This window comes from Pseudomonas sp. GV071, from assembly GCF_003050835.1.
In the GTDB taxonomy this organism is placed as follows: Bacteria; Pseudomonadota; Gammaproteobacteria; order Pseudomonadales; family Pseudomonadaceae; genus Aquipseudomonas.
Window position 1 is genome coordinate 115,006 of the sequence record NZ_QAOJ01000006.1, and the last position, 21,840, is coordinate 136,845.

Consider the following 21,840-nt stretch of genomic DNA (forward strand, 5'->3'; position numbering starts at 1 on the left):
TGGGGATATTTGGGACTTGGGATGCTTTCAGAAAGCCGTAGCGCTGACAAGCGCCCAATAAAAAAGGGTCACCTAAGTGACCCTTTAAATTTGGTAGGCACGATTGGACTCGAACCAACGACCCCCACCATGTCAAGGTGGTGCTCTAACCAACTGAGCTACGTGCCTGCAATGGAGGCGCATTCTACGGAGGCGACCGGAAGAGTCAACAGTTTTTTCGCTAACCCCCTGAATAAACGTATTTTTTACTGTTCAGCGTGGCGTTTTATATTTTGCACGGAGGCTAGCCGGGCATTTTTAACTCAGGTAGCATCGGCCGATTCGTAAAAAATATAAAACAGAGGTTGCAAGATGGCACACACTCCTTATCCGCAGTCTTACTACGCCGCGTCGGCCAATGCCGTTCCCGCCAGACCCGAATTGGTCGGCGACGTAGAAACCGATGTCTGTGTGGTGGGTGCAGGTTACACAGGGCTTTCCACCGCCCTTTTCCTCCTGGAAAACGGCTTTAAAGTCACCATTCTCGAAGCCGCGAAAGTCGGTTTCGGCGCTTCCGGTCGCAACGGCGGCCAGATCGTCAACAGCTATAGCCGCGACATCGACGTGATCGAGCGCAGCGTCGGCCCCAAGCAAGCCCAATTGCTCGGCCAGATGGCCTTTGAAGGCGGCCGCATCATTCGCGAGCGCATCGCAACTTACAACATCCAGTGCGACCTGAAAGATGGCGGTGTTTTCGCCGCCATTACCAACAAGCAGATGGGCCACCTGGAATCGCAAAAGAAGCTGTGGGAGCGCTACGGCCATACCCAGCTTGAGCTGCTGGACAGCACCCGCATTCGCGAGGTGGTAAATACTGAGAACTACATTGGCGGCATGCTCGATATGAGCGGCGGCCACATCCACCCACTCAATCTCGCGCTGGGTGAAGCCGCAGCCGTTGAGTCGCTAGGTGGCACTATTTACGAACAGTCGCCAGCCACGCGCATTGAGCGCGGCGCCAACCCAGTAGTGCATACGCCGCAAGGTCGGGTAAAAGCCAAGTTCGTGGTCGTCGCTGGCAACGCCTACCTAGGCAATCTGATTCCCGAGTTGGCGGCCAAATCGATGCCGTGCGGCACCCAGGTGATCACCACCGAACCGCTGAGCGACGATGTCGCCAAGAGCCTGCTGCCGCAGGATTACTGCGTCGAGGACTGCAACTACCTGCTCGACTACTACCGCCTCAGCGGCGACAAGCGCCTGATCTTCGGTGGTGGCGTTGTTTACGGCGCACGTGACCCGGCCAACATCGAAGCCATCATCCGTCCGAAGCTGGTGAAGACCTTCCCGCAGCTGAAAGACGTGAAGATCGACTACGCCTGGACCGGCAACTTCCTGCTCACCCTGTCGCGCCTTCCGCAAGTGGGCCGCCTCGGCGACAACATTTATTACTCTCAAGGCTGCAGCGGTCACGGTGTCACTTACACCCACCTGGCAGGCAAGATACTCGCCGAATCCCTGCGCGGCCAAGCCGAACGCTTCGACGCGTTTGCCGGCCTGCCCCACTACCCATTCCCAGGCGGCCAATTGATGCGCGTACCGTTTACCGCCATGGGCGCTTGGTACTACAGCCTGCGCGACAAGCTCGGTTTCTAAGAAACCCGGCAATAAAAAACGGCGCCCGTTGGGCGCCGTTTTTTATTGCGGGCCGCTATTCAGTTAGTACGATGATCAACGGCCTCGTACGCATTACGCGCAGCCAGCTTCTGCCCGGCCTGCTCAAGCTGCGCTGCGGCATTCAACCAGCGTTGACGCTCGACATTCGCTGGCAATTGCGCTGGCGCCTGAACCAGCACCGCCCAGTTACCGACCTCATCCCAGGCCGATTGGAAATTCTTGAAACTCATCACCAGGCGACGACTCATCCCGGAACGCACCAGCAAACGCTGCTTGACCCGGTCGTAGCCGACCACCACGGCGTAATGAGGAGAAGAAATAACACTTCCATCGTCAATCCGCACCAACACCGGATAACCCGCAGAGACCTGCTCCAACACATCACGCAAACGCGGCGATAGCGGATAAACCAGCAGACCGTGTTCGTTAACCAAACGGGTCAGGCTCTTCTCCATCATCAACTCTTGGCCCGGCAGGCGCATCTTCTTCGCCACCAGACCTGGCGTGGTTACCACGTCCTGTTGCGACAACATAACCGCTACCGCCCCGGGCGCACCTTCAAAAGCGGTCTCGGCAAAAAATGGTACCGAATTCAACTCAACCCGCTCAGGCAATGCCCGAACCTCAGGTGCAAGCGCAACCTGGCTTGAGCACCCCGCCAGGACCATCATCACAGCGCCAATCAACACTAACGAACGAAGACCTGACACGTGCGCACGCTCTCGGATAGCCCAGGAAAGGCCTGAATCATACATGGCCTTCCAGCCACCGCACTTTATTCCAGGCAAAGAAAAGCCCGGCCTAAGCCGGGCTCTTCTGAAACGCCGCGCTAATTACTTAGCTTGGGCTTCTACTTCAGCTTCTACGCGACGGTTTACAGCGCGGCCAGCTTCGGTAGCGTTATCCGCAACCGGCTTGGACTCGCCGTAGCCAACAGCGTTAACACGCTCGCCACCTACACCGTACTGGTTAACCAGAACTTCACGAACAGCGTTAGCACGACGCTCGGACAGTTTCTGGTTGTAAGCGTCAGTACCAACGGAGTCGGTGTGACCTTCAACAGTGGTGGAAGTCGCTGGGTACTGCTTCATGAAGTCAGCCAGGTTTTTGATATCGCCGTAGCTTTCTTCTTTGACTTTCGATTTGTCGAAGTCGAATTTCACGTCCAGCTCAACGCGAACCACTTCAGCTACAGCTGGGCAGCCGTCAGCGTCAACAGTTACGTTGGCAGCGGTGCCTGGGCACTTGTCGACGTTGTCGCAAACGCCGTCGTTGTCGCTGTCGGAGCAAACTTCTGGAGCCGGAGCGGCTACAGGCTCAGCAGCTTTCTTGCCGCCACCGAAGTTAACGCCGATACCGACGCTTGGCGCCCACTCGGTGTCGCCTTGGTCGATATTGTATTGAGCTTCAACGCCAGCACGGGCGTAGAAGTTCTCGGTGAAGTAAACCTTGGCACCGCCGCCAACGTTGGCGAAGGTAGAGCCGTTACGACCACCATTGCCGTTCTGGCCGATGCTCTGATCGGAGAAACCAGCAGAAACGTACGGACGTACTACGTCGCCCGGAGCGTTGAAGTGATAGAGAGCGTCCAGAGCGGTGTTCGAGCCTTTGATGTTACGGCCGTCTTCGCTACGAGCGTTGTGGACTTCGTCGTAACCCAGACGCAGTTCAACGTCGTCGGTCAGGAAGTAACCAACGGAACCGCCAAACAGGTTGCCGTTGTTTTTGAAGTCACGAGCGCTGTCGAACATTTCTTTCTTGGCGAAGCCTTCAACTTCTACTGCACCTTGGCCTTGGGCCAACGCCTGAAGAGAGGAAGCAGCGATCAGCGAGCCGATAACAACGCCTAAGGTGTTTTTAAATTTCATCCGTAAATCCCTATCTTGGTGGTCAGTAAGTTGTCTGACAAACGCAAGACAACTCAGGCGGCGATTCTAACAGGAATCACCTGGTCGGTTAGAGGTATTTCACCCAACTAAGTTTCGGCTATTCCCGAAAATTTTTCCCGCAAACGGTCGAGTGCCCGTTTATATCGCATCTTGGTTGCGCTCAAGCCCATGTGCATGATGTCGGCGATCTCTTGGAACTCCAGTTCCGCGACAAAACGTAGCACCAGAATTTCCCGATCAATCGGGTTCACATGCACCAACCAGCGGTCCAGGCCGCCAGGCTCCTGGGCTACAGGCGTCTTTTCCTCTGACGCCTCTTCGAGCGGATCCAAACTAAGCGCATCCAACAAGCGTCTTTTTCGGCGCTCTTTGCGGTACTGGGTAATGCACTCGTTGTAGGTAATGCTGTACAGCCAAGTCTTGAACTTTGACTTGCCTTCAAAATTCTTCAAGCCATATAAAACTTTCAACATTACTTCTTGACAGACGTCGTCTGCGTCCCGGTCGTTTCCGAGATATCGCGCACATACGTTAAATAACGTGCGCTGGTAACGGCGCATTAGCTCTTCATATGCCCGCGTAATGTGGAACAACTCCACATGCGCACGCGCCACCAGCTCCTCATCAGAGAGCTCGCGGGGGTCATAGCGGGAAGATAGCGTTTGAGCTTTATTCAAAACGAGTCGGGCCGGCAGTCTGGTGAATAGCCGCCACAGCCCTGAACCTCAGGCAGTCCAGGATGGCGGCATACATTAGCAGGGATTGGCGTGTTAGCGGCTGCTCACCCGTTGCTCGAGGATCTCGCGGTTGGCCAGAGATACCAGCTCGCCATCGTCCGTCAGCAGGGTGGTTTTCACAGTGCCGATCTCCTCGATCTGCCCTTCCACATCGCCCACTTTCAGCTGCTGCCCGACTTCATACAGCTCACGCACATAGATACCGGCGAGGATCTGCGCAGCGATGTCGCGACTGCCCAGCCCCAGCGCCAGCGCCACAGCCAGCCCCACGGAGATCAGAACAATGGCGATCACGTTGTTGAGCAGGTCGGTTTTGACTTCAAGCTGGCCGATAGCAACCGAGATGCTGAGGATGATCACCAGACCCTGAGCAATACGCGCCAGGCCATTGGCGTAATCCAGGCCAACGCCATCGGCTGCGCTGCGCACCAAACCACTAACCAGTTGCGCCAGCAGGATGCCGATCACCAGCACCAGCGCCGCGCCGAACACTTTCGGCAGATACAGGGCCAACACGTCAAGGGTCGCCGACACACGCTGCAGACCCAGCGACTCGGCGGCCGAGACCAGAAACACCAACAATACGAACCAGTAAACGATCTTGCCGATCAGCGCCGACACCGGAACTTGAATACCGACGCGACCGATCAACTTGGTCAGGCCGGTGCCTGCCATCAAGCGATCCAGGCCAACCTTGCTGAGCAGCTTGGACAGCAGGGTGTCGAGTAGTTTGGCGACGACGAAGCCCAGCAGCACCAGCACCAAGGCAACGAACAGGTTAGGAATAAACACCGCGACCTTGGTCCACAGCGCGCCCATTGCCTCTTTGAGGTTTTGAGTCCAGGGATCGATTTCCATGTTCAGTCAGCCTTATTGGTCGTACGAGCGGAAGAAGTGCGGCGGGATACCGGCGCGATGTGGTCGGAGCCTTTGCTGACGGCGATCATCAAGGCTTCGAGGCAACGCCCCATCAAGCCGAACAGGTCGCCGGCGCCCACTTGCCGGTTGGCGGTTTTCAACACACGGCCCAGGGTTGCGTCGTCGTCATGGCTGGTGGCCGATGACTTGAGCAGATCTCGCAGGGATTGTTCGAATGGATCGTGCATGCGCACCTCAGGATTTCTCAGGGCTAGACGCGGCGTATTTTCGCCAAGTCACATCAAACCCAACGCAATCGACGAAAAAGCCACCATTGTCCCAGCGCAACCGACGCCATTAGCACGCACGCCAACAGGAACCCATAGGGGCTTTCAGAGCCCGGAATACCGCCGACGTTGATGCCCAGCAGGCCAGTGAGAAAGCTCATCGGCAGGAATATTCCGGTGACGATACCGAAGCGGTACATCGTCCGGTTCATCCGTTCACTCATGCGCCGGCTTTCGGTTTCCAGCACCAGCCCTACCCGCTCGCGGATCAGCTCAAGCTCCTCCAGATAGCGGGTCAGGCGGTTGTTCAATTCGTTCCAGTAGTCACTGTCGTCATCGGCGAACCACGGCAATTTATTGCGCGTGAGTTGGGCAAAGATATCCCGCTGCGGTGCAAGGAAGCGCCGCAAGCCGGCCGCTCGACGGCGGATATGCAGCATCTGTCCATGCTCAGGGGTAAAGCGCTCATCGGCATCGGCCTGCTCTTCCTGGCTGTCGACCAGATCAGACAGATCCGCCACCAACGCATCGACCTTACCGGTCATGTGTTGCGCCAGGTACAGCATCAGCTCCGAGGCGGTTTTCGGCCCCTTGCCCGCCTCCAACTCGGCAATCAGGTCTTCGGTGGCATGCAACGGGCGCAGGCGCAGCGAAATGACCCGCTGGGCAGCGGCAAAAATGCGCACCGAGACCATGTCTTCCGGTTCGGCACCGGGGTTCAGATTGACCCCACGCAGGAACAGCAGCAATTCGTCATTGGGCAGCGGCAACAGGCGCGGGCGGGTGTTCTCCTCCAGCAGCAAGTCGCAACTGAATTCGTTCAAGCCACTGCCGTCGCGTAGCCAGGCGTGGGTTTGCGGATGGCCGCGATCCCAGTGCAACCACAGGCTTTCTTGCACCTGTAACGCCAGTCCATCAATTTGCTGGCGGGTGACCGAGCGAGCACCACCCTCGCCGTCCAGCACAAAAGCGTGGACCAGCCCCCATTGCGCATTGTCTTCTTCGTACATTGCCTATCCCTTAACAAAAAACCCGGTTTTCACCGGGTTTCTAGCCTTACGCAGGCATCTTCAACGCTTGCGGCGAGATGATGATGCCGTTGTTGTCGGCATACACGAACTCGCCCGGGCGGAAGGTCACGCCGCCGAAGGTCACGGCGACATTGAGGTCGCCAATGCCGCGCTTTTCGGTCTTCATCGGGTGGCTGGCCAGCGCCTGAACGCCCAGTTCGGTTTGCGCGATGACGTCGACGTCACGGATGCACCCGTAGATCACCAAACCTTCCCAGCCATTCTTCGCGGCTTTTTCCGCGAGCATGTCGCCGAGCACTGCGCGACGCAGCGAGCCACCGGCGTCCACCACCAGGACTTTGCCTTTGCCCGGCAGGTCGACCTGGTCTTTGACCAGCGAGTTGTCTTCGAAGCACTTGATGGTGACGATTTCACCACCAAAGGAGTCGCGGCCGCCGAAATTGCTGAACATCGGTTCGACTACCTGCACCAGCTCCGGGTAGGCGTCGCACAAATCGGGAGTGACGTATTGCATGGGAAAACTCCTTGATAGGTTATGGAAACCGCTCGTTCAAAGCTCTACTGGTTCAAAGCTCTACTGGCTGAAAAGTTCAATACGGCGCCATCTTAGCCGCGTCACTGCGGTGATGAAACGTCCTGTTCAGCGGGTTCCAGCGCATCAGGCAGGCTCAGGTGCCGCAGCCAATGTTCAGCCAGCGGCCAGACTTCCTCTTGCGCTGCCTTGCTGACCAGCATTTCGACATGACCGAAATCATCGCTAAAGCCCTGCTTCTTGCCGAGACAGAGAAAACGCCGGCGCTCGGAACCGAACTGTTCGAGCAACTTGCGACAACCCCAGGCCGGGTCCTGCAGGTCGCCATCGGCCCCCACAGCCAGCACCGGCACATTGACCTCGGCCAGGCCTTTCCACCAATCGTTCTTCTTGCCCTCGCCAAAACGACCGAACAGGCCGTGCCATCGCAGGCTTTCGCGGATCAGACCAATCGGCTCGTCTTCCGGGCCGCGCTTGAGGCGAGAGCCGGAAATCACCGAAACGCCCTTGAGCATCAGACGCGCGCTCCACTCCACTAGCGGCACTTTCAACGGCCAGTACACGCGGCTGATCTGGCTGCCGAACAGGGCTACCGACGCCACGTCGTCTTCGTTGAGGTAACGTCCACCCAGCGCACCGGCCAGGGTAATACCGCCCAGTGAATGGCCAATCCAGTGCGGCGCCTGGCCGCTTTGCTCACGCACAAAGGCGGCAATGGCTGGCAAGTCGTAGCGGGCGTAGTCGGCGACTTTGTTGTGACGGTACTCAAGGTTGCGTGGCGACAAGCCGTGGCCGCGCATTTCGGCGATCCACACATCGAAACCGGCGCGTGCCAGGTACGGCCCCAGGCCAATGCACTTGGGCGAGTACCAGAAGCGTCGGTTGGAAAAGCTGCCAGGGATCAGAATCACCGGCACGCCACGGTCTTCGCCGTGGTTGGCCATGCCCAGACGGGTAAGGGCCAACTCCACGCTGAAGTCGGGGCTGTTGGAAGGTTTGAGACGATAAACGTCCTCGCTGAGATCGCCACGAAGCTCGGCGCTCATCAAGGCTACGGGAAACAGTTCACTGCTACTTTGCATGCGGATCGACTGACAGAAAAAACTTGCAGAAAAAAGGGCGGGAATAGACCCGCCCTTCTTATAGGTGGTTAACGCAACGCCGGCATTCTAACCGCCGGCGCTGCTTCTGGCTCAGGCCTGTTGACCTTCAGCCAGGAAGAACCAGGTTTCCAGCACGGAGTCTGGGTTCAACGACACGCTTTCGATGCCCTGCTCCATCAGCCACTTGGCCAGGTCCGGGTGGTCCGACGGGCCCTGACCGCAAATACCGATGTACTTGCCCGCCTTATTACAGGCCTGGATGGCATTGGACAGCAGCTTCTTGACCGCCGGATTACGTTCATCGAACAGGTGCGCGATGATGCCGGAGTCGCGGTCCAGGCCCAGGGTCAACTGGGTCAGGTCGTTGGAGCCGATGGAGAAGCCGTCGAAGAACTCAAGGAATTCCTCGGCCAGAATGGCGTTGGATGGCAGTTCGCACATCATGATGATGCGCAGGCCATCTTTGCCACGGGCCAGCCCGTTGGCCGCCAACAGGTCGATGACCTGGCTCGCTTCGCCCAGGGTGCGCACGAACGGCACCATGATTTCGACGTTGGTCAGGCCCATCTCGTTGCGCACTTTCTTCAGTGCACGGCATTCCAGTTCGAAGCAGTCGCGGAACGACTCGCTGATGTAACGCGAGGCACCGCGGAAGCCCAGCATCGGGTTCTCTTCTTCCGGCTCATACAGCTTGCCGCCAATCAGGTTGGCGTATTCGTTGGACTTGAAGTCCGACAGACGCACGATGACCTTCTTCGGCCAGAACGCCGCGGCCAGGGTGCTGATGCCCTCAACCAGTTTCTCGACATAGAAGCCGACCGGATCGTCGTAACCGGCGATACGCTTGTCGACGCTGTCTTTGATTTCTGGCGGCAGACCGGCGTAGTTGAGCAGCGCCTTGGGGTGCACGCCGATCATGCGGTTGATGATGAACTCCAGGCGCGCCAGGCCGATACCGGCGTTGGGCAACTGGGCGAAGTCGAACGCGCGGTCTGGGTTACCGACGTTCATCATTATTTTGAACGGCAGGTCCGGCATGGCATCGACGGAGTTGGTGCGGATGTCGAAGCCCAGCTCGCCTTCGAAGATGAACCCGGTGTCGCCTTCGGCGCAGGACACAGTCACACCCTGGCCATCGCTCAGCACCTGGGTGGCGTTGCCGCAACCGACCACTGCCGGGATCCCCAGTTCACGGGCGATGATCGCCGCGTGACAGGTGCGCCCGCCACGGTTGGTGACGATGGCGCTGGCGCGCTTCATCACCGGCTCCCAGTCCGGGTCGGTCATGTCGGAAACCAACACGTCGCCTGGCTGCACCTTGTCCATCTCGGACACATCGTTGATCACGCGCACTTTACCGGCGCCGATCTTCTGGCCAATGGCGCGGCCTTCCACCAGCACTTTGCTGGTTTCTTTGAGCAGGTAGCGCTCCATCACGTTGGCGGTGGTGCGGCTTTTCACGGTTTCCGGACGCGCTTGAACGATGTACAGCTGGCCGTCGTCACCGTCTTTGGCCCACTCGATGTCCATCGGGCGGCCGTAGTGTTTTTCAATGATCAGCGCTTGCTTGGCGAGCTCGGTGACTTCGGCATCGCTCAGGCAGAAACGGGCGCGGTCGGCACGGTCGACGTCGACGGTTTTCACCGACTTTCCGGCCTTGGCTTCGTCGCCGTAGATCATCTTGATGGCTTTACTGCCCAGGTTGCGACGCAGGATCGCCGGGCGGCCTTCTTCCAAGGTTTTCTTGTGAACGTAGAACTCGTCCGGGTTGACCGCGCCTTGCACCACGGTTTCGCCGAGGCCGTAGGCGCCGGTGATGAACACCACGTCACGGAAGCCCGATTCGGTGTCCAGGGTGAACAACACGCCGGCGGTACCGGTTTCCGAACGCACCATGCGCTGTACGCCAGCCGACAGCGCCACCAGCTTGTGGTCGAAACCCTGGTGCACGCGATAGGAGATGGCGCGGTCGTTGAACAGCGAGGCAAACACTTCCTTGGCCGCACGGATGACGTTTTCCACGCCGCGGATGTTCAGGAAGGTTTCTTGCTGGCCAGCGAAGGAGGCGTCTGGCAGGTCTTCGGCGGTGGCGGAGGAGCGCACAGCCACGGCCATGTTTTCGTTGCCGTTGGCCATGGCGGCGAAGGCGGTGCGGATTTCCGTGTTGAGGCGCTCGGGGAATTCGGCTTCCATGATCCATTGGCGGATCTGGGCACCGGTCTTGGCCAGGGCATTGACGTCATCGACATCCAGCGCGTCGAGCGCGGCGTGGATTTGCGCGTTGAGGCCGCTCAGTTCAAGGAAATCACGGTAGGCCTGGGCAGTGGTGGCAAAACCACCGGGGACCGAGACGCCAGCGCCTGCGAGGTTACTGATCATTTCGCCGAGGGATGCGTTCTTGCCCCCCACGTGCTCCACATCATGGACGCCGAGCTTATCGAGGGAAACTACGTATTCAGCCAAGGTGATCTCTCCACTAACGGTGTTGGACTAGCTCAGACCCTATTTACTCTCACCCGTTGCGGCACAAAGTGCAGCGCGGTGTGACGGTGGCCTGGCCCTGGAAAATAAGTAACAATGCCAACCGGCATGGCTTCGATCAAAAGGGGGCCTATCATAGCCAAGAATCATCCCTAGCTTAAGGCCCTCGGTGCAAATGAAACGAACCGCTTTCTTCATCTCCGACGGCACCGGCATCACGGCCGAAACGCTTGGCCAAAGCCTGCTGGCGCAGTTCGAGAACATCACTTTTCACAAGCTCACGCGCCCCTACATCGACACCGTGGAAAAAGCGCGGGCGATGGTACAGCAAATCAACAATGCGGCCGAGAAAGACGGCGTTCGCCCGATCATCTTCGACACCATCGTCAACCAGGACATCCGCGACATCCTGGCCAAGTCCGATGGCTTCATGATCGACATCTTCTCGACCTTCCTCGCCCCGCTCGAACAGGAACTGACGTCGCACTCGTCCTATTCGGTGGGCAAGTCCCATTCCATCAGTCACAACTCCAACTATATGGAGCGTATCGAGGCCGTGAACTTTGCCCTCGACAACGACGATGGCGCCCGCACGCACTACTACGACAAGGCCGACCTGATTCTGGTCGGTGTCTCGCGCTGCGGTAAAACCCCTACCTGCCTTTATATGGCACTGCAATATGGCATTCGTGCGGCCAACTACCCGTTGACCGAAGAAGACATGGAGCGCCTGCAACTGCCCAACGCGCTCAGGCCATACAAAGACAAACTGTTCGGTCTGACCATCGACCCCGACCGTTTGACCGCCATTCGCAACGAACGCAAGCCCAACAGCCGTTACGCCAGCTTTGCCCAGTGCGAGTTCGAAGTGCGTGAAGTCGAACAACTGCTGCGCCGGGAAAACATTCCGTACATCAATTCCACGCATTTCTCCGTGGAAGAGATTTCCGCCAAGATCCTGGTGGAAAAAGGCGTTGAGCGGCGCCTGAAATAACCCCGCCCCTTTAAACCAGGTACCCGCCATGACCCTGATGGACTGCTTGCTGTTCGCGCCAATCGCTGTGTTTATCGCCCTGACGCCAGGGCCGAACAACTTCTGCGCACTGAACAACGGTATTCGTCATGGTGTCGGTACTGCCGTTGCCGCCACCGTCGGCCGGGCGATTTCCTATGCCATTTTCCTCAGCATTTCTGCCGTGGGTCTTGGCGCCATGCTGCTGGCTTCGGAAACCGCGTTTACCACCCTCAAGTGGATCGGCGCCGCTTACCTGCTCTATCTCGGCATCCGCACCTGGCGCAGCCGTGAATTCAGCGGCCTCGATCTGGCTGAAAGCAGCGTAGCAGACAGCGCGCAGGCGAACAGGAGTGTGACCAAACTGATGCTTCAAGAGTTCCTTGTCGGCATCAGCAACCCAAAAGCCATTCTGCTGTTCGCGGCCATTTTCCCGCAGTTCATCAAACCCGAATTGCCCCCCACCGAACAGTTTGTGTACCTGGGCGGCACGTACCTGCTGGCAGAGTTCTTTGCCTCCATGGTTTACGGCCTGTTCGGCCGGCAAATTCGCCGACTGATCAAAACCCCGACCGGCGCTCGCCGCCTGAACAAAACCACTGGCGCGTTTTTTATGGGCGCCAGTGGCGTGTTGCTCAGCACCACTCACCATTAAGAACGTGCTCGCAGCCGCCCCCTCTCCCTAACCCTCTCCCCGCTGGGGCGAGGGGACTAAGCAACAGCCCGGCCGGACGCCCAGCTCGGTTAAGCTCCCCTCGCCCGCTTGTGGGAGAGGGGCTGAGGGAGAGGGCAGCGTTCTCAGCCCCACCTCAAAAACTATCCCCCGGCACCCGCACCCAGCCTTCCATCAAAATGCGCGCACTGCGGCTCATGATCGCCTTGGTCACGGTCCACTCGCCATTAACCTGCGTCGCCTCAGCGCCCACCCGCAAGGTGCCGGACGGATGCCCGAAGCGCACCGCCGTGCGCGCACCGCCGCCAGCTGCCAGGTTGACCAAGGTGCCCGGAATCGCCGCCGCCGTACCAATGGCCACGGCCGCCGTGCCCATCATGGCGTGGTGCAGCTTGCCCATCGACAGCGCACGTACCAGCAGATCAACGTCCGCGCCCTGCACAATCTTGCCGCTGGATGCTTTGTAGTCCTGAGCCTTGGCGACGAAGGCCACCTTCGGCGTGTGCTGACGGGTCAGCGCCTCGTCGGCGTGTTTGATCAGGCCCATGCGCAAGGCGCCGGCGACACGAATGGCCTCAAAACGCGCCAGCGCCTCAGGGTTGCCGTTGATGTCTTCACGCAGCTCGGTGCCGCGATAGCCGATGTCTTCGGCATTGACGAACACGGTAGGAATACCGGCAGTGATCATGGTCGCCTTGAAGGTGCCCACACCGGGTACTTCCAGGTCATCGACCAGGTTGCCGGTGGGGAACATCGAGCCGCCCTCCTCGCCGTCATCCGACGGGTCGAGGAACTCCAGCACGATCTCCGCTGCCGGGAAGGTCACCCCGTCCAGCTCGAAGTCACCGGTTTCCTGGACCTGGCCATTGCTGACCGGCACGTGGGCGATGATGGTTTTCTGGATATTGGCCTGCCAGATCCGCACCACGCACACGCCGTTGTCCGGAATGCGCGCCGGGTCGACCAACCCCGCATGCAGGGCAAAGGCGCCGGCACCGGTGGACAGGTTGCCGCAGTTGCCACTCCAGTCGACAAAGGCTTTGTCGATGGACACCTGGCCGTAGAGGTAATCGACGTCATGGTCCGGCTGGCTGCTTTTAGACAGGATCACGCACTTGCTGGTGCTGGACGTGGCGCCGCCCATGCCGTCGATCTGCGCGGCGTAAGGGTCGGGGCTGCCGATCACACGCATGAACAGACGATCACGGGCGGCGCCCGGTACCTGGCAGCTCTCGGGCAAGTCTTGCAGGCGGAAGAACACGCCCTTGCTGGTGCCGCCACGCAGATAGGTGGCGGGGATTTTGATTTGCGCTGCATGGGGCATGGAATTTGATGTCCTCGTAAACCATTCGGATATCACACCGGCCCTGTGGGAGGGGCTTCAGCCGCGAGCTTTTCAGCATCGAAAGAGCATCGCGGCTAAAGCCCCTCCCACAAGAGCCGACCGTTACCTGGGTAGCGGCGTTTAAACCGCCACATTCCCTTCCAGGAAATCCTGGGCAAAGCGCTGCAGCACACCGCCGGCTTCGTACACCGACACTTCTTCGGCGGTGTCCAGGCGGCAGGTCATCGGCACTTCCAGGCGCTCACCGTTTTTGCGGGTGATCACCAGGGTCAGAGTGGCGCGCGGGGTGCGTGCGCCAACCACGTCGTACAACTCGGTGCCGTCCAGGCCCAGGGTCAGACGATTGGTGCCGGGTTTGAACTCCAGCGGCAACACGCCCATGCCCACCAGGTTGGTGCGGTGAATACGCTCGAAACCTTCGGCGGCAATCGCTTCCACCCCAGCCAGGCGTACACCCTTGGCGGCCCAGTCACGCGACGAGCCCTGACCGTAGTCAGCACCGGCGACGATGATCAGCGGCTGCTTGCGCTCCATGTAGGTTTCAATCGCTTCCCACATGCGGGTGACCTTGCCTTCCGGCTCCAGGCGGGTCAGCGAGCCTTTTTTCACCTGGCCATCGACCACAGCCATTTCATTCACCAACTGCGGGTTGGCGAAGGTGGCGCGCTGCGCCGTCAAATGGTCACCACGGTGGGTGGCGTAGGAGTTGAAGTCCTCTTCCGGCAGGCCCATTTTCGCCAGGTACTCACCGGCGGCGCTGTCCAGCAGAATGGCGTTGGACGGCGACAGGTGATCGGTGGTGATGTTGTCCGGCAGCACCGCCAGCGGACGCATGCCGGTCAGCGTGCGTTCACCGGCCAAGGCACCTTCCCAGTACGGCGGACGGCGAATGTAGGTGGACTGCGGACGCCAGTCGTACAGCGGGCTTTCCGCTTCGGCAAAGGTGCCCAGATCGAACATCGGAATGTAGATCTGCTTGAACTGCTCCGGCTTCACCGAGGTGGCGACCAGTGCGTCGATCTCCTCGTCGCTTGGCCACAGGTCTTTCAGAGTGATCGGGTTGCCGGCCGTGTCATGGCCGAGCACGTCCTGCTCGATATCAAAGCGCACGGTACCGGCGATGGCGTAGGCCACCACCAGCGGCGGCGAGGCCAGGAAGGCCTGCTTGGCGTACGGGTGGATACGGCCATCGAAGTTGCGGTTACCCGACAACACGGCAGTGGCATACAGGTCGCGGTCGATGATTTCCTGCTGGATCACCGGATCCAGCGCGCCGGACATGCCGTTACAGGTGGTGCAGGCATAGGCAACGATGCCGAAACCCAGCTGTTCCAGTTCGGTCAGCAAGCCGGCTTCTTCCAGGTACAGCTTGGCCACTTTCGAACCTGGGGCAAACGAGGTTTTCACCCACGGTTTGCGCACCAGGCCCAAGGCGTTGGCCTTTTTCGCCACCAGCCCGGCCGCCACTACGTTGCGTGGGTTGGAGGTGTTGGTGCAGCTGGTGATGGCGGCGATGATCACTGCGCCGTCCGGCAGCAGGCCATCGGCCTCTTCTACTTTACTGGCCGCCAGCATCGCCTCACCGGCAATCCCGCGCTCCTGCAATGCCGAGGTCGGCAGGCGTTTGTGCGGGTTGCTCGGGCCGGCCATGTTGCGCACTACAGTGGACAAATCGAAGCTCAGCACTCGCTCGTATTCGGCGGTCACCAAGGCATCGGCCCACAGGCCGGTGAGCTTGGCGTACTGCTCGACCAAGGCCACTTGCTCGGGCTCGCGGCCGGTGAGCTTGAGGTAGTCGATGGTCTGCTGGTCGATGTAGAACATCGAGGCGGTGGCGCCGTATTCCGGGCACATGTTGGAGATGGTCGCGCGGTCGCCGATGGACAGGCTGTCCGCACCCTCGCCGAAAAACTCGACGTAAGCACCCACCACCCGCTCCTTGCGCAGAAACTCGGTGATCGCCAGCACGATATCGGTCGCGGTAATGCCTGGCTGGCGTTTGCCGGTCAGTTGCACACCGACGATATCCGGCAGGCGCATCATCGAAGCACGGCCAAGCATCACGGTTTCCGCTTCCAGGCCGCCAACGCCAATAGCGATCACGCCCAGGGCATCGACGTGCGGGGTGTGGCTGTCGGTACCGACGCAGGTGTCCGGGTACGCCACGCCATCACGGGCCTGGATCACCGGGCTCATTTTCTCCAGGTTGATCTGGTGCATGATGCCGTTGCCGGCCGGAATCACGTCGACGTTCTTGAACGCGGTCTTGGTCCACTCGATGAAGTGGAAGCGGTCTTCGTTGCGACGGTCTTCAATGGCGCGGTTCTTCTCGAACGCGTCCGGATCGAAGCCGGCGAATTCGACGGCCAGGGAGTGGTCGACGATCAATTGCGTCGGCACCACCGGATTGACCTTGGCCGGGTCACCGCCCTTGTCGGCAATCGCATCACGCAGGCCGGCCAGGTCGACCAGTGCGGTCTGGCCGAGAATGTCGTGGCACACCACGCGCGCCGGGTACCAAGGGAAGTCGAGGTCGCGCTTGCGCTCGATCAGCTGCTTGAGCGAATCAGTGAGCACCGCCGGGGCGCAGCGACGCACCAACTGCTCGGCCAGCACCCGCGAGGTGTACGGCAGTTTGGCGTAGGCCCCAGGCTCGATGGCATCGACCGCCTCACGGGTGTCGAAGTAGTCCAGCGCGCTGCCGGGCAGGTTCTTGCGGTATTGAGTGTTCATTTGGATGCTCATGGTTATGGGCGATCCTTGAGTGGCACGAACTTCAGGTCTTCAGGCCCTGTGTAGTTGGCGCTCGGGCGAATGATCTTGCCGTCGATGCGCTGCTCGATCACGTGGGACGACCAGCCGGAGGTACGCGCAATCACGAACAGCGGAGTGAACATGGCGGTCGGCACACCCATCATGTGGTAGCTGACGGCACTGAACCAATCGAGGTTGGGGAACATTTTCTTGATGTCCCACATGATGGTTTCCAGGCGCTCGGCAATGTCGAACATCTTGGTGTTGCTCTGCTCGGCGGACAGTTCGCGCGCCACCTCTTTGATCACTTTGTTGCGCGGATCAGCCACGGTGTACACCGGGTGGCCGAAACCGATCACCACTTCTTTTTTCTCGACGCGGGCGCGGATGTCAGCCTCGGCTTCGTCCGGGTTGTCGTAGCGCTTCTGGATCTCGAAGGCCACTTCGTTAGCGCCACCGTGTTTCGGCCCACGCAGGGCGCCGATGGCGCCGGCGATGCAGGAATGCATGTCGGAACCGGTGCCAGCAATCACCCGCGAGGTAAAGGTGGAGGCGTTGAATTCGTGTTCGGCGTACAGGTTCAGCGAGGTGTGCATGGCGCGCACCCACGACTCGCGTGGTTTCTCGCCGTGCAGCAGGTGCAGGAAGTGACCACCGATGGAGTCGTCGTCGGTTTCCACGTCGATGCGTTTGCCGTTGTGGCTGAAGTGGTACCAGTACAGCAAGGCAGAGCCCAGGGAGGCCATCAGCTTGTCGGCAATATCGCGGGCGCCGGGGTGGTTGTGGTCGTCCTTTTCTGGCGACACGCAACCCAATACCGACACGGCGGTACGCATCACATCCATCGGGTGGGCCGACGGCGGCAGTTGCTCCAGGGAGGTTTTCAGTGCGGCGGGAATCCCGCGCAGGGCTTTGAGCTTGGCCTTGTAAGCGGCGAGCTCCGACACGTTCGGTAGTTTGCCGTGCACCAGCAGGTGGGCGATTTCTTCGAAGTCGCAGCGGTTGGCGAAGTCGAGTACGTCGTAGCCACGGTAGTGCAGGTCGTTACCGGTACGGCCGACGGTGCACAGGGCAGTATTGCCAGCAGCGGTGCCGCTCAGGGCTACCGATTTCTTGGGTTTGAAGCCCGGCGTGGTCGTCTCTGGGGTTGCGCTCATCGCGGGTATCTCCTCATCTGATCCGGTTGGATTTCTTGTTCTGTTGCTACAAGCCGCCCTTCAGCCAGGCGGTTTGCGCGGCATCACTTCTTGGCAGCAAACAACGCGTCGAGCTTCTGCTCGAAGGCGTGGTAGTTGATGCGGTCATACAGTTCGGCACGGGTCTGCATCAGTTCGATGACGTCCTTCTGATGGCCGTTCTGACGAATCGAGGTGTAGACACTTTCCGCTGCCTTGTTGGAAGCGCGGAAGGCCGAAAGCGGGTAAAGCTGAATGGCGACACCGACCGAGGCCAGCTCATCGCGAGTAAACAATGGCGTGGCGCCGAACTCGGTGATGTTGGCCAGCACTGGCACGCCAAGGGCGTCGACGAAACGTTTGTAGGTCGGCAGGTCGTAGGCGGCCTCGGCGAAGATGCCGTCGGCGCCGGCTTCCACGTAACGCAGGCAGCGTTCAATGGCAGCGTCCACGCCTTCGGCCTGGATGGCGTCGGTGCGGGCGATCAGGAAGAAGTCGGCATCGGTCTTGGCGTCTGCCGCAGCTTTTACGCGGTCAGCCATTTCTTCGGTGGAGACGATTTCTTTGCCCGGACGGTGACCGCAACGCTTGGCGCCTACCTGGTCTTCAATGTGCGCGGCGGCAGCGCCGGCCTTGATCAGGTTCTTGATCGTGCGCTCGATGTTGAAGGCGCTGGGGCCGAAACCGGTGTCGATGTCGACCAGCAGCGGCAGGTCGCAGACGTCGGTGATGCGGCGCACGTCGGTGAGCACATCGTCCAGGGTGTTGATGCCCAGGTCCGGCAAGCCCAGGGAGCCGGCAGCCACCCCGCCACCCGAGAGATAAATAGCTTTATAGCCAGCACGCTTTGCCAGCAGCGCGTGGTTGGCGTTGATGGCGCCGATAACCTGCAGCGGCGACTCGGCAGCGATGGCAGCGCGGAAACGTTGACCTGGGGTGTTCGAACTCATGCTTCACCTCTCGTTGGGGACTTGGAAACCGCCTGCCCGGCCTGGCCGGTGTAATGGCGTTCAATGTTGCGTTTGGAGGCAGCGATATGGCGGCGCATCAGAAGCTCAGCCAGTTCGCCATCCCGTTCGGAAATCGCGTCAAGAATGCGGTGGTGTTCGGCAAAGGCATGCCGGGGGCGGTTGGGCGTGGCGGAGAACTGCAGGCGATACATGCGCACCAGTTGGTACAGCTCGCCGCAGAGCATCTGCGCCAGGGTTTTATTGCCGCTGCCCTGAATGATCCGGTAGTGGAAGTCGAAGTCGCCTTCCTGCTGGTAGTAGCCGACGCCGGCCTGGAACGCGGCGTCGCGCTCATGCAGGTCGAGCACGTTGCGCAGCTCGTCGATCTCGCTCTGGCTCATGCGCTCGGCGGCCAGGCGACAGGCCATGCCTTCCAGGGATTCGCGAATTTCGTAGAGCTCGATCAGCTCGGCGTGGCTCAGCGAGACCACGCGGGCGCCGACATGGGGAACGCGCACCAGCAAGCGCTGCCCTTCCAGGCGGTGAATCGCCTCACGCAGCGGGCCGCGGCTGATGCCGTAGGTACGGGCCAGTTCCGGCTCGGAGATCTTGCTGCCCGGGGCGATATCGCCCTGCACGATGGCCGCCTGGATACGGCGGAACACATGCTCCGAGAGGGTCTCGGAATCGAGGGGCGCATCAACCGGGGATTCGAGGGCGTCTTGCATAGTGTCGACACATCGCTAGATATTTCGACGGAAACTACCCTTGAAAGACCTTTTCGTCAAACAATCTGTAGACATTGTCGACAGTATTTTTAGATCGTCTTTTGCAGGAATCGAGGTTCAAGCCTCTCCCAAAAACAAACGCGCCCCTTGTGGAGAGGCCGGTCAACCTCGATGCTCTTGCCTTGATCCAAGCAATAGAAAGCAAGCTAACCGCCTGTCGCCGCAGAAAATCTGCATGTTAGAATGCGCCGCGCCTGTGGCCTGCGGAGCGCTTCGCGTGGGCTGCTAGACTCACTCGCCAGGCGTTAGGTGAAACTAAGCCCTTGCTGTTAACACTAAGTGACTTGATACGGGGACTCGCTCCACGAGACCCGCTGCAATTACCACGATCCGTTTTAGGACTTATGACACTCAAGCCCTTAGCCCTGCTGTTATCTCTTTTTCTGTTGCCGGCCGTTGGCCAGGCGGCGGACAAGGGCGTGTATGGCCTGAACGAATACGCCCAGCTCACCGACATCGATCTGCAAGTGGCCGCCAAACTCGACACCGGCGCCAAGACGGCCTCGCTGAGCGCGCGCGATATCAAACGCTTCAAGCGCGACGGCGAAACCTGGGTGCGCTTCTACCTGGCCATCGACGATGCCCACGCCCACCCCATCGAACGCCCGCTGGCACGGATCAGCAAAATCAAACGTCGCGCCGGTGACTACGACCCGGACGAAGAGAAAACCTACACCGCCCGCCCGGTGATCGAGTTGCAGGTGTGCATGGGCAAGGCCCTGCGCACCATCGAAGTCAACCTCACCGACCGCAGTGCCTTCCAGTACCCCCTATTGATTGGCTCCGAAGCGCTGAAACGCTTCGACGCCCTGGTCGACCCCAGCCTCAAATACGCCGCCGGCAAGCCTGGTTGCGCCGTGGCCGATGACAGCAACGAGAAACAACCGGTTAGCTAAGCGGCCTACCCGACCGCCCAACTGCCGCGCTAGACAGCAAAGAACGTGAGCTCCACCGCAATGCCATTACCTGCACCACACCCTGCCTGGGGTCATGTGGTACAGCGACACTAACAAGATTGATTAATGGACAGGTTCCCGACATGCGCTCTCTTACCCTGCATCTGAAAGTCCTGATCGCCATATTGGTGACCTTGGGCGTTCTGATTACGGCCTACCAGATTTTCATCGTTGGCATCCCGATTACCGAGGATGAAACTGACGATCTGTGGAACATCGACGCCAAGGTCGAGTTCGTGGCAACACCGAAAAACCCGGTGAAAGTGCAGATGTTCGTGCCGCCGCTGAGCCAGGACTATGTCAGCCTCAACGAGAGCTTCATCTCCAACAACTATGGGGTGAGCATCAACCGTGTCGACGGCAACCGTAAGGTCACCTGGTCGGCCCGCCGTGTCAGTGGCAACCAGACCCTCTACTACCGCCTGGTGCTGACCAAGCGTTACAGCGGTGAAAAACCCAAGGCCAAAGGCCCGATCTTCCGCGACAGCATTGCCGTCGAAGGCGCCGAGAAAATTGCCGCCGAAGCCCTGATGGCACCGATTCGCCAACACTCGGCGGACATCGAAACCTTCATCAGCGAGACCATCAAGCGGGTCAACAACGTCAATGACGACAACGTCAAACTGTTGCTGGCTGGCGACCCGTCGACGCCGAACAAGGCCAAGACCATCGAGCTGCTGTTGTCTATCGCCCACGTGCCGATGGAGCGCGTGCACACCATCCGCCTGGTGGCTGACCAACCCCAGACCCCGGAGCTGTGGCTGCGCAGCTTCAACGGTCAGGACTGGCTGTACTTCAGCCCGGAAACCGGCGAGCAAGGCCTGCCGGCCGACCGCCTGGTGTGGTGGACCGGTGATGAAAACCTGGTAAGCATCGAAGGCGGCAAGAAACTGCAGGTGCGCTTCAGCCTCAACAACAGCCAGATGAACGCCATTCGCCTGGCCAAGCTGACCGACGAAAACACCGACGCCGACTTCCTCGAATACTCGCTGTACGGCCTGCCGCTGCAGACCCAGCAGACCTTCATGATCATGGTGATGATCCCCATCGGCGTGCTGGTAATTCTGGTGCTGCGTAACCTCATCGGCCTGCAGACCCTGGGTACCTTCACTCCGGTACTGATCGCCCTGGCGTTCCGCGAAATGCAGCTGGGCTATGGCATTGCGCTATTTACCATCATTACCGCCCTCGGCTTATCGCTCAGGTCGTACCTCGAACACCTGAAGCTGCAGATGCTGCCGAGGCTGTCGGTGGTGCTGACCTTCGTGGTGGTGCTGATCGCCACCATCAGCTTGCTGAGTCATAAGTTGGGCCTGGAACGCGGCCTGTCGGTGGCGCTGTTCCCGATGGTGATTCTGACCATGACCATCGAACGCCTCTCGATCACCTGGGAAGAGCGCGGTGGTGGCCATGCCATGAAAGTGGCGATCGGCACCCTGTTCGCCGCCTCCCTGGCGCACCTGCTGATGACCGTGCCGGAGCTGAACTACTTCGTGTTTACCTTCCCGGCAGTGCTGCTGATTCTGGTGGGCTTCATGTTGGCCATGGGTCGTTATCGCGGCTATCGCCTGACCGAGCTGTTCCGCTTCAAAGCCTTTCTGAAGGACTGAGCC

General features: G+C 59.7%; 19 protein-coding genes and 1 tRNA gene. 5 read left to right on the forward strand and 15 right to left on the reverse strand.

The annotated features are described in order from the left end of the window. Window positions 1-91: 91 nt before the first annotated feature. Window positions 92-168 (reverse strand) — tRNA-Val (locus C8K61_RS13070). Between the two features lie 183 nt (window positions 169-351). Between C8K61_RS13070 and C8K61_RS13075 the strand changes: the two genes are divergently transcribed. Further along, window positions 352-1,635, forward strand: coding sequence for an FAD-binding oxidoreductase (locus C8K61_RS13075; RefSeq protein WP_108096690.1), 1,284 nt, complete (start codon window positions 352-354; stop codon window positions 1,633-1,635). Between the two features lie 59 nt (window positions 1,636-1,694). On the opposite strand, the gene C8K61_RS13080 is transcribed toward C8K61_RS13075, so the two are convergent. The 9 genes from C8K61_RS13080 to ppsA all read right to left on the reverse strand — a co-directional run bounded on the left by C8K61_RS13080 (window position 1,695) and on the right by ppsA (window position 10,556). Next, window positions 1,695-2,411 carry a hypothetical protein gene (locus tag C8K61_RS13080; protein WP_108096691.1) on the reverse strand — a complete coding sequence of 239 codons (717 nt, stop codon included), beginning with the start codon at window positions 2,409-2,411 and terminating at the stop codon, window positions 1,695-1,697. A gap of 78 nt (window positions 2,412-2,489) precedes the next feature. Beyond that, complete coding sequence (locus tag C8K61_RS13085) at window positions 2,490-3,524, reverse strand: OmpA family protein (RefSeq protein ID WP_108096692.1); 1,035 nt, start codon at window positions 3,522-3,524, stop codon at window positions 2,490-2,492. A gap of 107 nt (window positions 3,525-3,631) precedes the next feature. After that, complete coding sequence (gene sigX, locus C8K61_RS13090; RefSeq protein WP_108096693.1) at window positions 3,632-4,222, reverse strand: RNA polymerase sigma factor SigX; 591 nt, start codon at window positions 4,220-4,222, stop codon at window positions 3,632-3,634. Window positions 4,223-4,315: 93 nt separating this feature from the next. Next, window positions 4,316-5,140 (reverse strand): mechanosensitive ion channel domain-containing protein, encoded by an 825-nt coding sequence (locus tag C8K61_RS13095; RefSeq protein WP_108096694.1) that lies wholly within the window; start codon window positions 5,138-5,140, stop codon window positions 4,316-4,318. Window positions 5,141-5,142: 2 nt separating this feature from the next. Further along, entirely contained in the window at window positions 5,143-5,388 is a 246-nt protein-coding gene (locus tag C8K61_RS13100; protein ID WP_108096695.1) for a CrfX protein, read from the reverse strand. Between the two features lie 53 nt (window positions 5,389-5,441). After that, complete coding sequence (locus tag C8K61_RS13105; RefSeq protein ID WP_108096696.1) at window positions 5,442-6,437, reverse strand: zinc transporter ZntB; 996 nt, start codon at window positions 6,435-6,437, stop codon at window positions 5,442-5,444. Window positions 6,438-6,483: 46 nt separating this feature from the next. After that, the gene (gene rraA / locus C8K61_RS13110) at window positions 6,484-6,972 is read right to left on the reverse strand and encodes a ribonuclease E activity regulator RraA (RefSeq protein ID WP_108096697.1); all 489 of its coding nucleotides are present in this window, start codon (window positions 6,970-6,972) and stop codon (window positions 6,484-6,486) included. 101 nt (window positions 6,973-7,073) lie between these two features. After that, the gene (locus C8K61_RS13115) at window positions 7,074-8,072 is read right to left on the reverse strand and encodes an alpha/beta fold hydrolase (RefSeq protein ID WP_108096698.1); all 999 of its coding nucleotides are present in this window, start codon (window positions 8,070-8,072) and stop codon (window positions 7,074-7,076) included. Between the two features lie 111 nt (window positions 8,073-8,183). Next, entirely contained in the window at window positions 8,184-10,556 is a 2,373-nt protein-coding gene (gene ppsA, locus C8K61_RS13120; RefSeq protein ID WP_108096699.1) for a phosphoenolpyruvate synthase, read from the reverse strand. A 193-nt stretch (window positions 10,557-10,749) separates the two neighbouring features. Between ppsA and C8K61_RS13125 the strand changes: the two genes are divergently transcribed. Next, complete coding sequence (locus tag C8K61_RS13125) at window positions 10,750-11,568, forward strand: pyruvate, water dikinase regulatory protein (protein ID WP_108096700.1); 819 nt, start codon at window positions 10,750-10,752, stop codon at window positions 11,566-11,568. Window positions 11,569-11,596: 28 nt separating this feature from the next. Then, a complete protein-coding gene (locus tag C8K61_RS13130; protein WP_218277813.1) occupies window positions 11,597-12,241 on the forward strand; it encodes a LysE family translocator in 645 nt (214 codons plus the stop codon). 154 nt (window positions 12,242-12,395) lie between these two features. Here the strand turns inward: C8K61_RS13130 and prpF are convergent, their stop codons facing one another. The 5 genes from prpF to C8K61_RS13155 form a co-directional block, all read right to left on the reverse strand. Continuing rightward, complete coding sequence (gene prpF / locus C8K61_RS13135; RefSeq protein WP_108096701.1) at window positions 12,396-13,583, reverse strand: 2-methylaconitate cis-trans isomerase PrpF; 1,188 nt, start codon at window positions 13,581-13,583, stop codon at window positions 12,396-12,398. 141 nt (window positions 13,584-13,724) lie between these two features. Beyond that, the gene (gene acnD / locus C8K61_RS13140; RefSeq protein ID WP_108096943.1) at window positions 13,725-16,337 is read right to left on the reverse strand and encodes a Fe/S-dependent 2-methylisocitrate dehydratase AcnD; all 2,613 of its coding nucleotides are present in this window, start codon (window positions 16,335-16,337) and stop codon (window positions 13,725-13,727) included. Window positions 16,338-16,351: 14 nt separating this feature from the next. After that, window positions 16,352-17,515, reverse strand: coding sequence for a 2-methylcitrate synthase (gene prpC, locus C8K61_RS13145; RefSeq protein ID WP_108096702.1), 1,164 nt, complete (start codon window positions 17,513-17,515; stop codon window positions 16,352-16,354). Window positions 17,516-17,598: 83 nt separating this feature from the next. Beyond that, window positions 17,599-18,483, reverse strand: coding sequence for a methylisocitrate lyase (gene prpB, locus C8K61_RS13150; RefSeq protein ID WP_108096703.1), 885 nt, complete (start codon window positions 18,481-18,483; stop codon window positions 17,599-17,601). After that, window positions 18,480-19,211 carry a GntR family transcriptional regulator gene (locus C8K61_RS13155; protein WP_108096704.1) on the reverse strand — a complete coding sequence of 244 codons (732 nt, stop codon included), beginning with the start codon at window positions 19,209-19,211 and terminating at the stop codon, window positions 18,480-18,482. The genes prpB and C8K61_RS13155 overlap by 4 nt, the downstream gene beginning before the upstream one ends. Before the next feature lie 404 nt (window positions 19,212-19,615). Here C8K61_RS13155 and C8K61_RS13160 point away from each other — a divergent pair, with 404 nt between their 5' ends. Then, entirely contained in the window at window positions 19,616-20,167 is a 552-nt protein-coding gene (locus C8K61_RS13160; RefSeq protein ID WP_108096705.1) for an ATP-dependent zinc protease, read from the forward strand. Between the two features lie 143 nt (window positions 20,168-20,310). After that, window positions 20,311-21,837: an inactive transglutaminase family protein gene (locus C8K61_RS13165; protein ID WP_108096706.1), complete on the forward strand. Its 1,527-nt coding sequence runs from the start codon at window positions 20,311-20,313 to the stop codon at window positions 21,835-21,837. Window positions 21,838-21,840 lie beyond the last annotated feature (3 nt).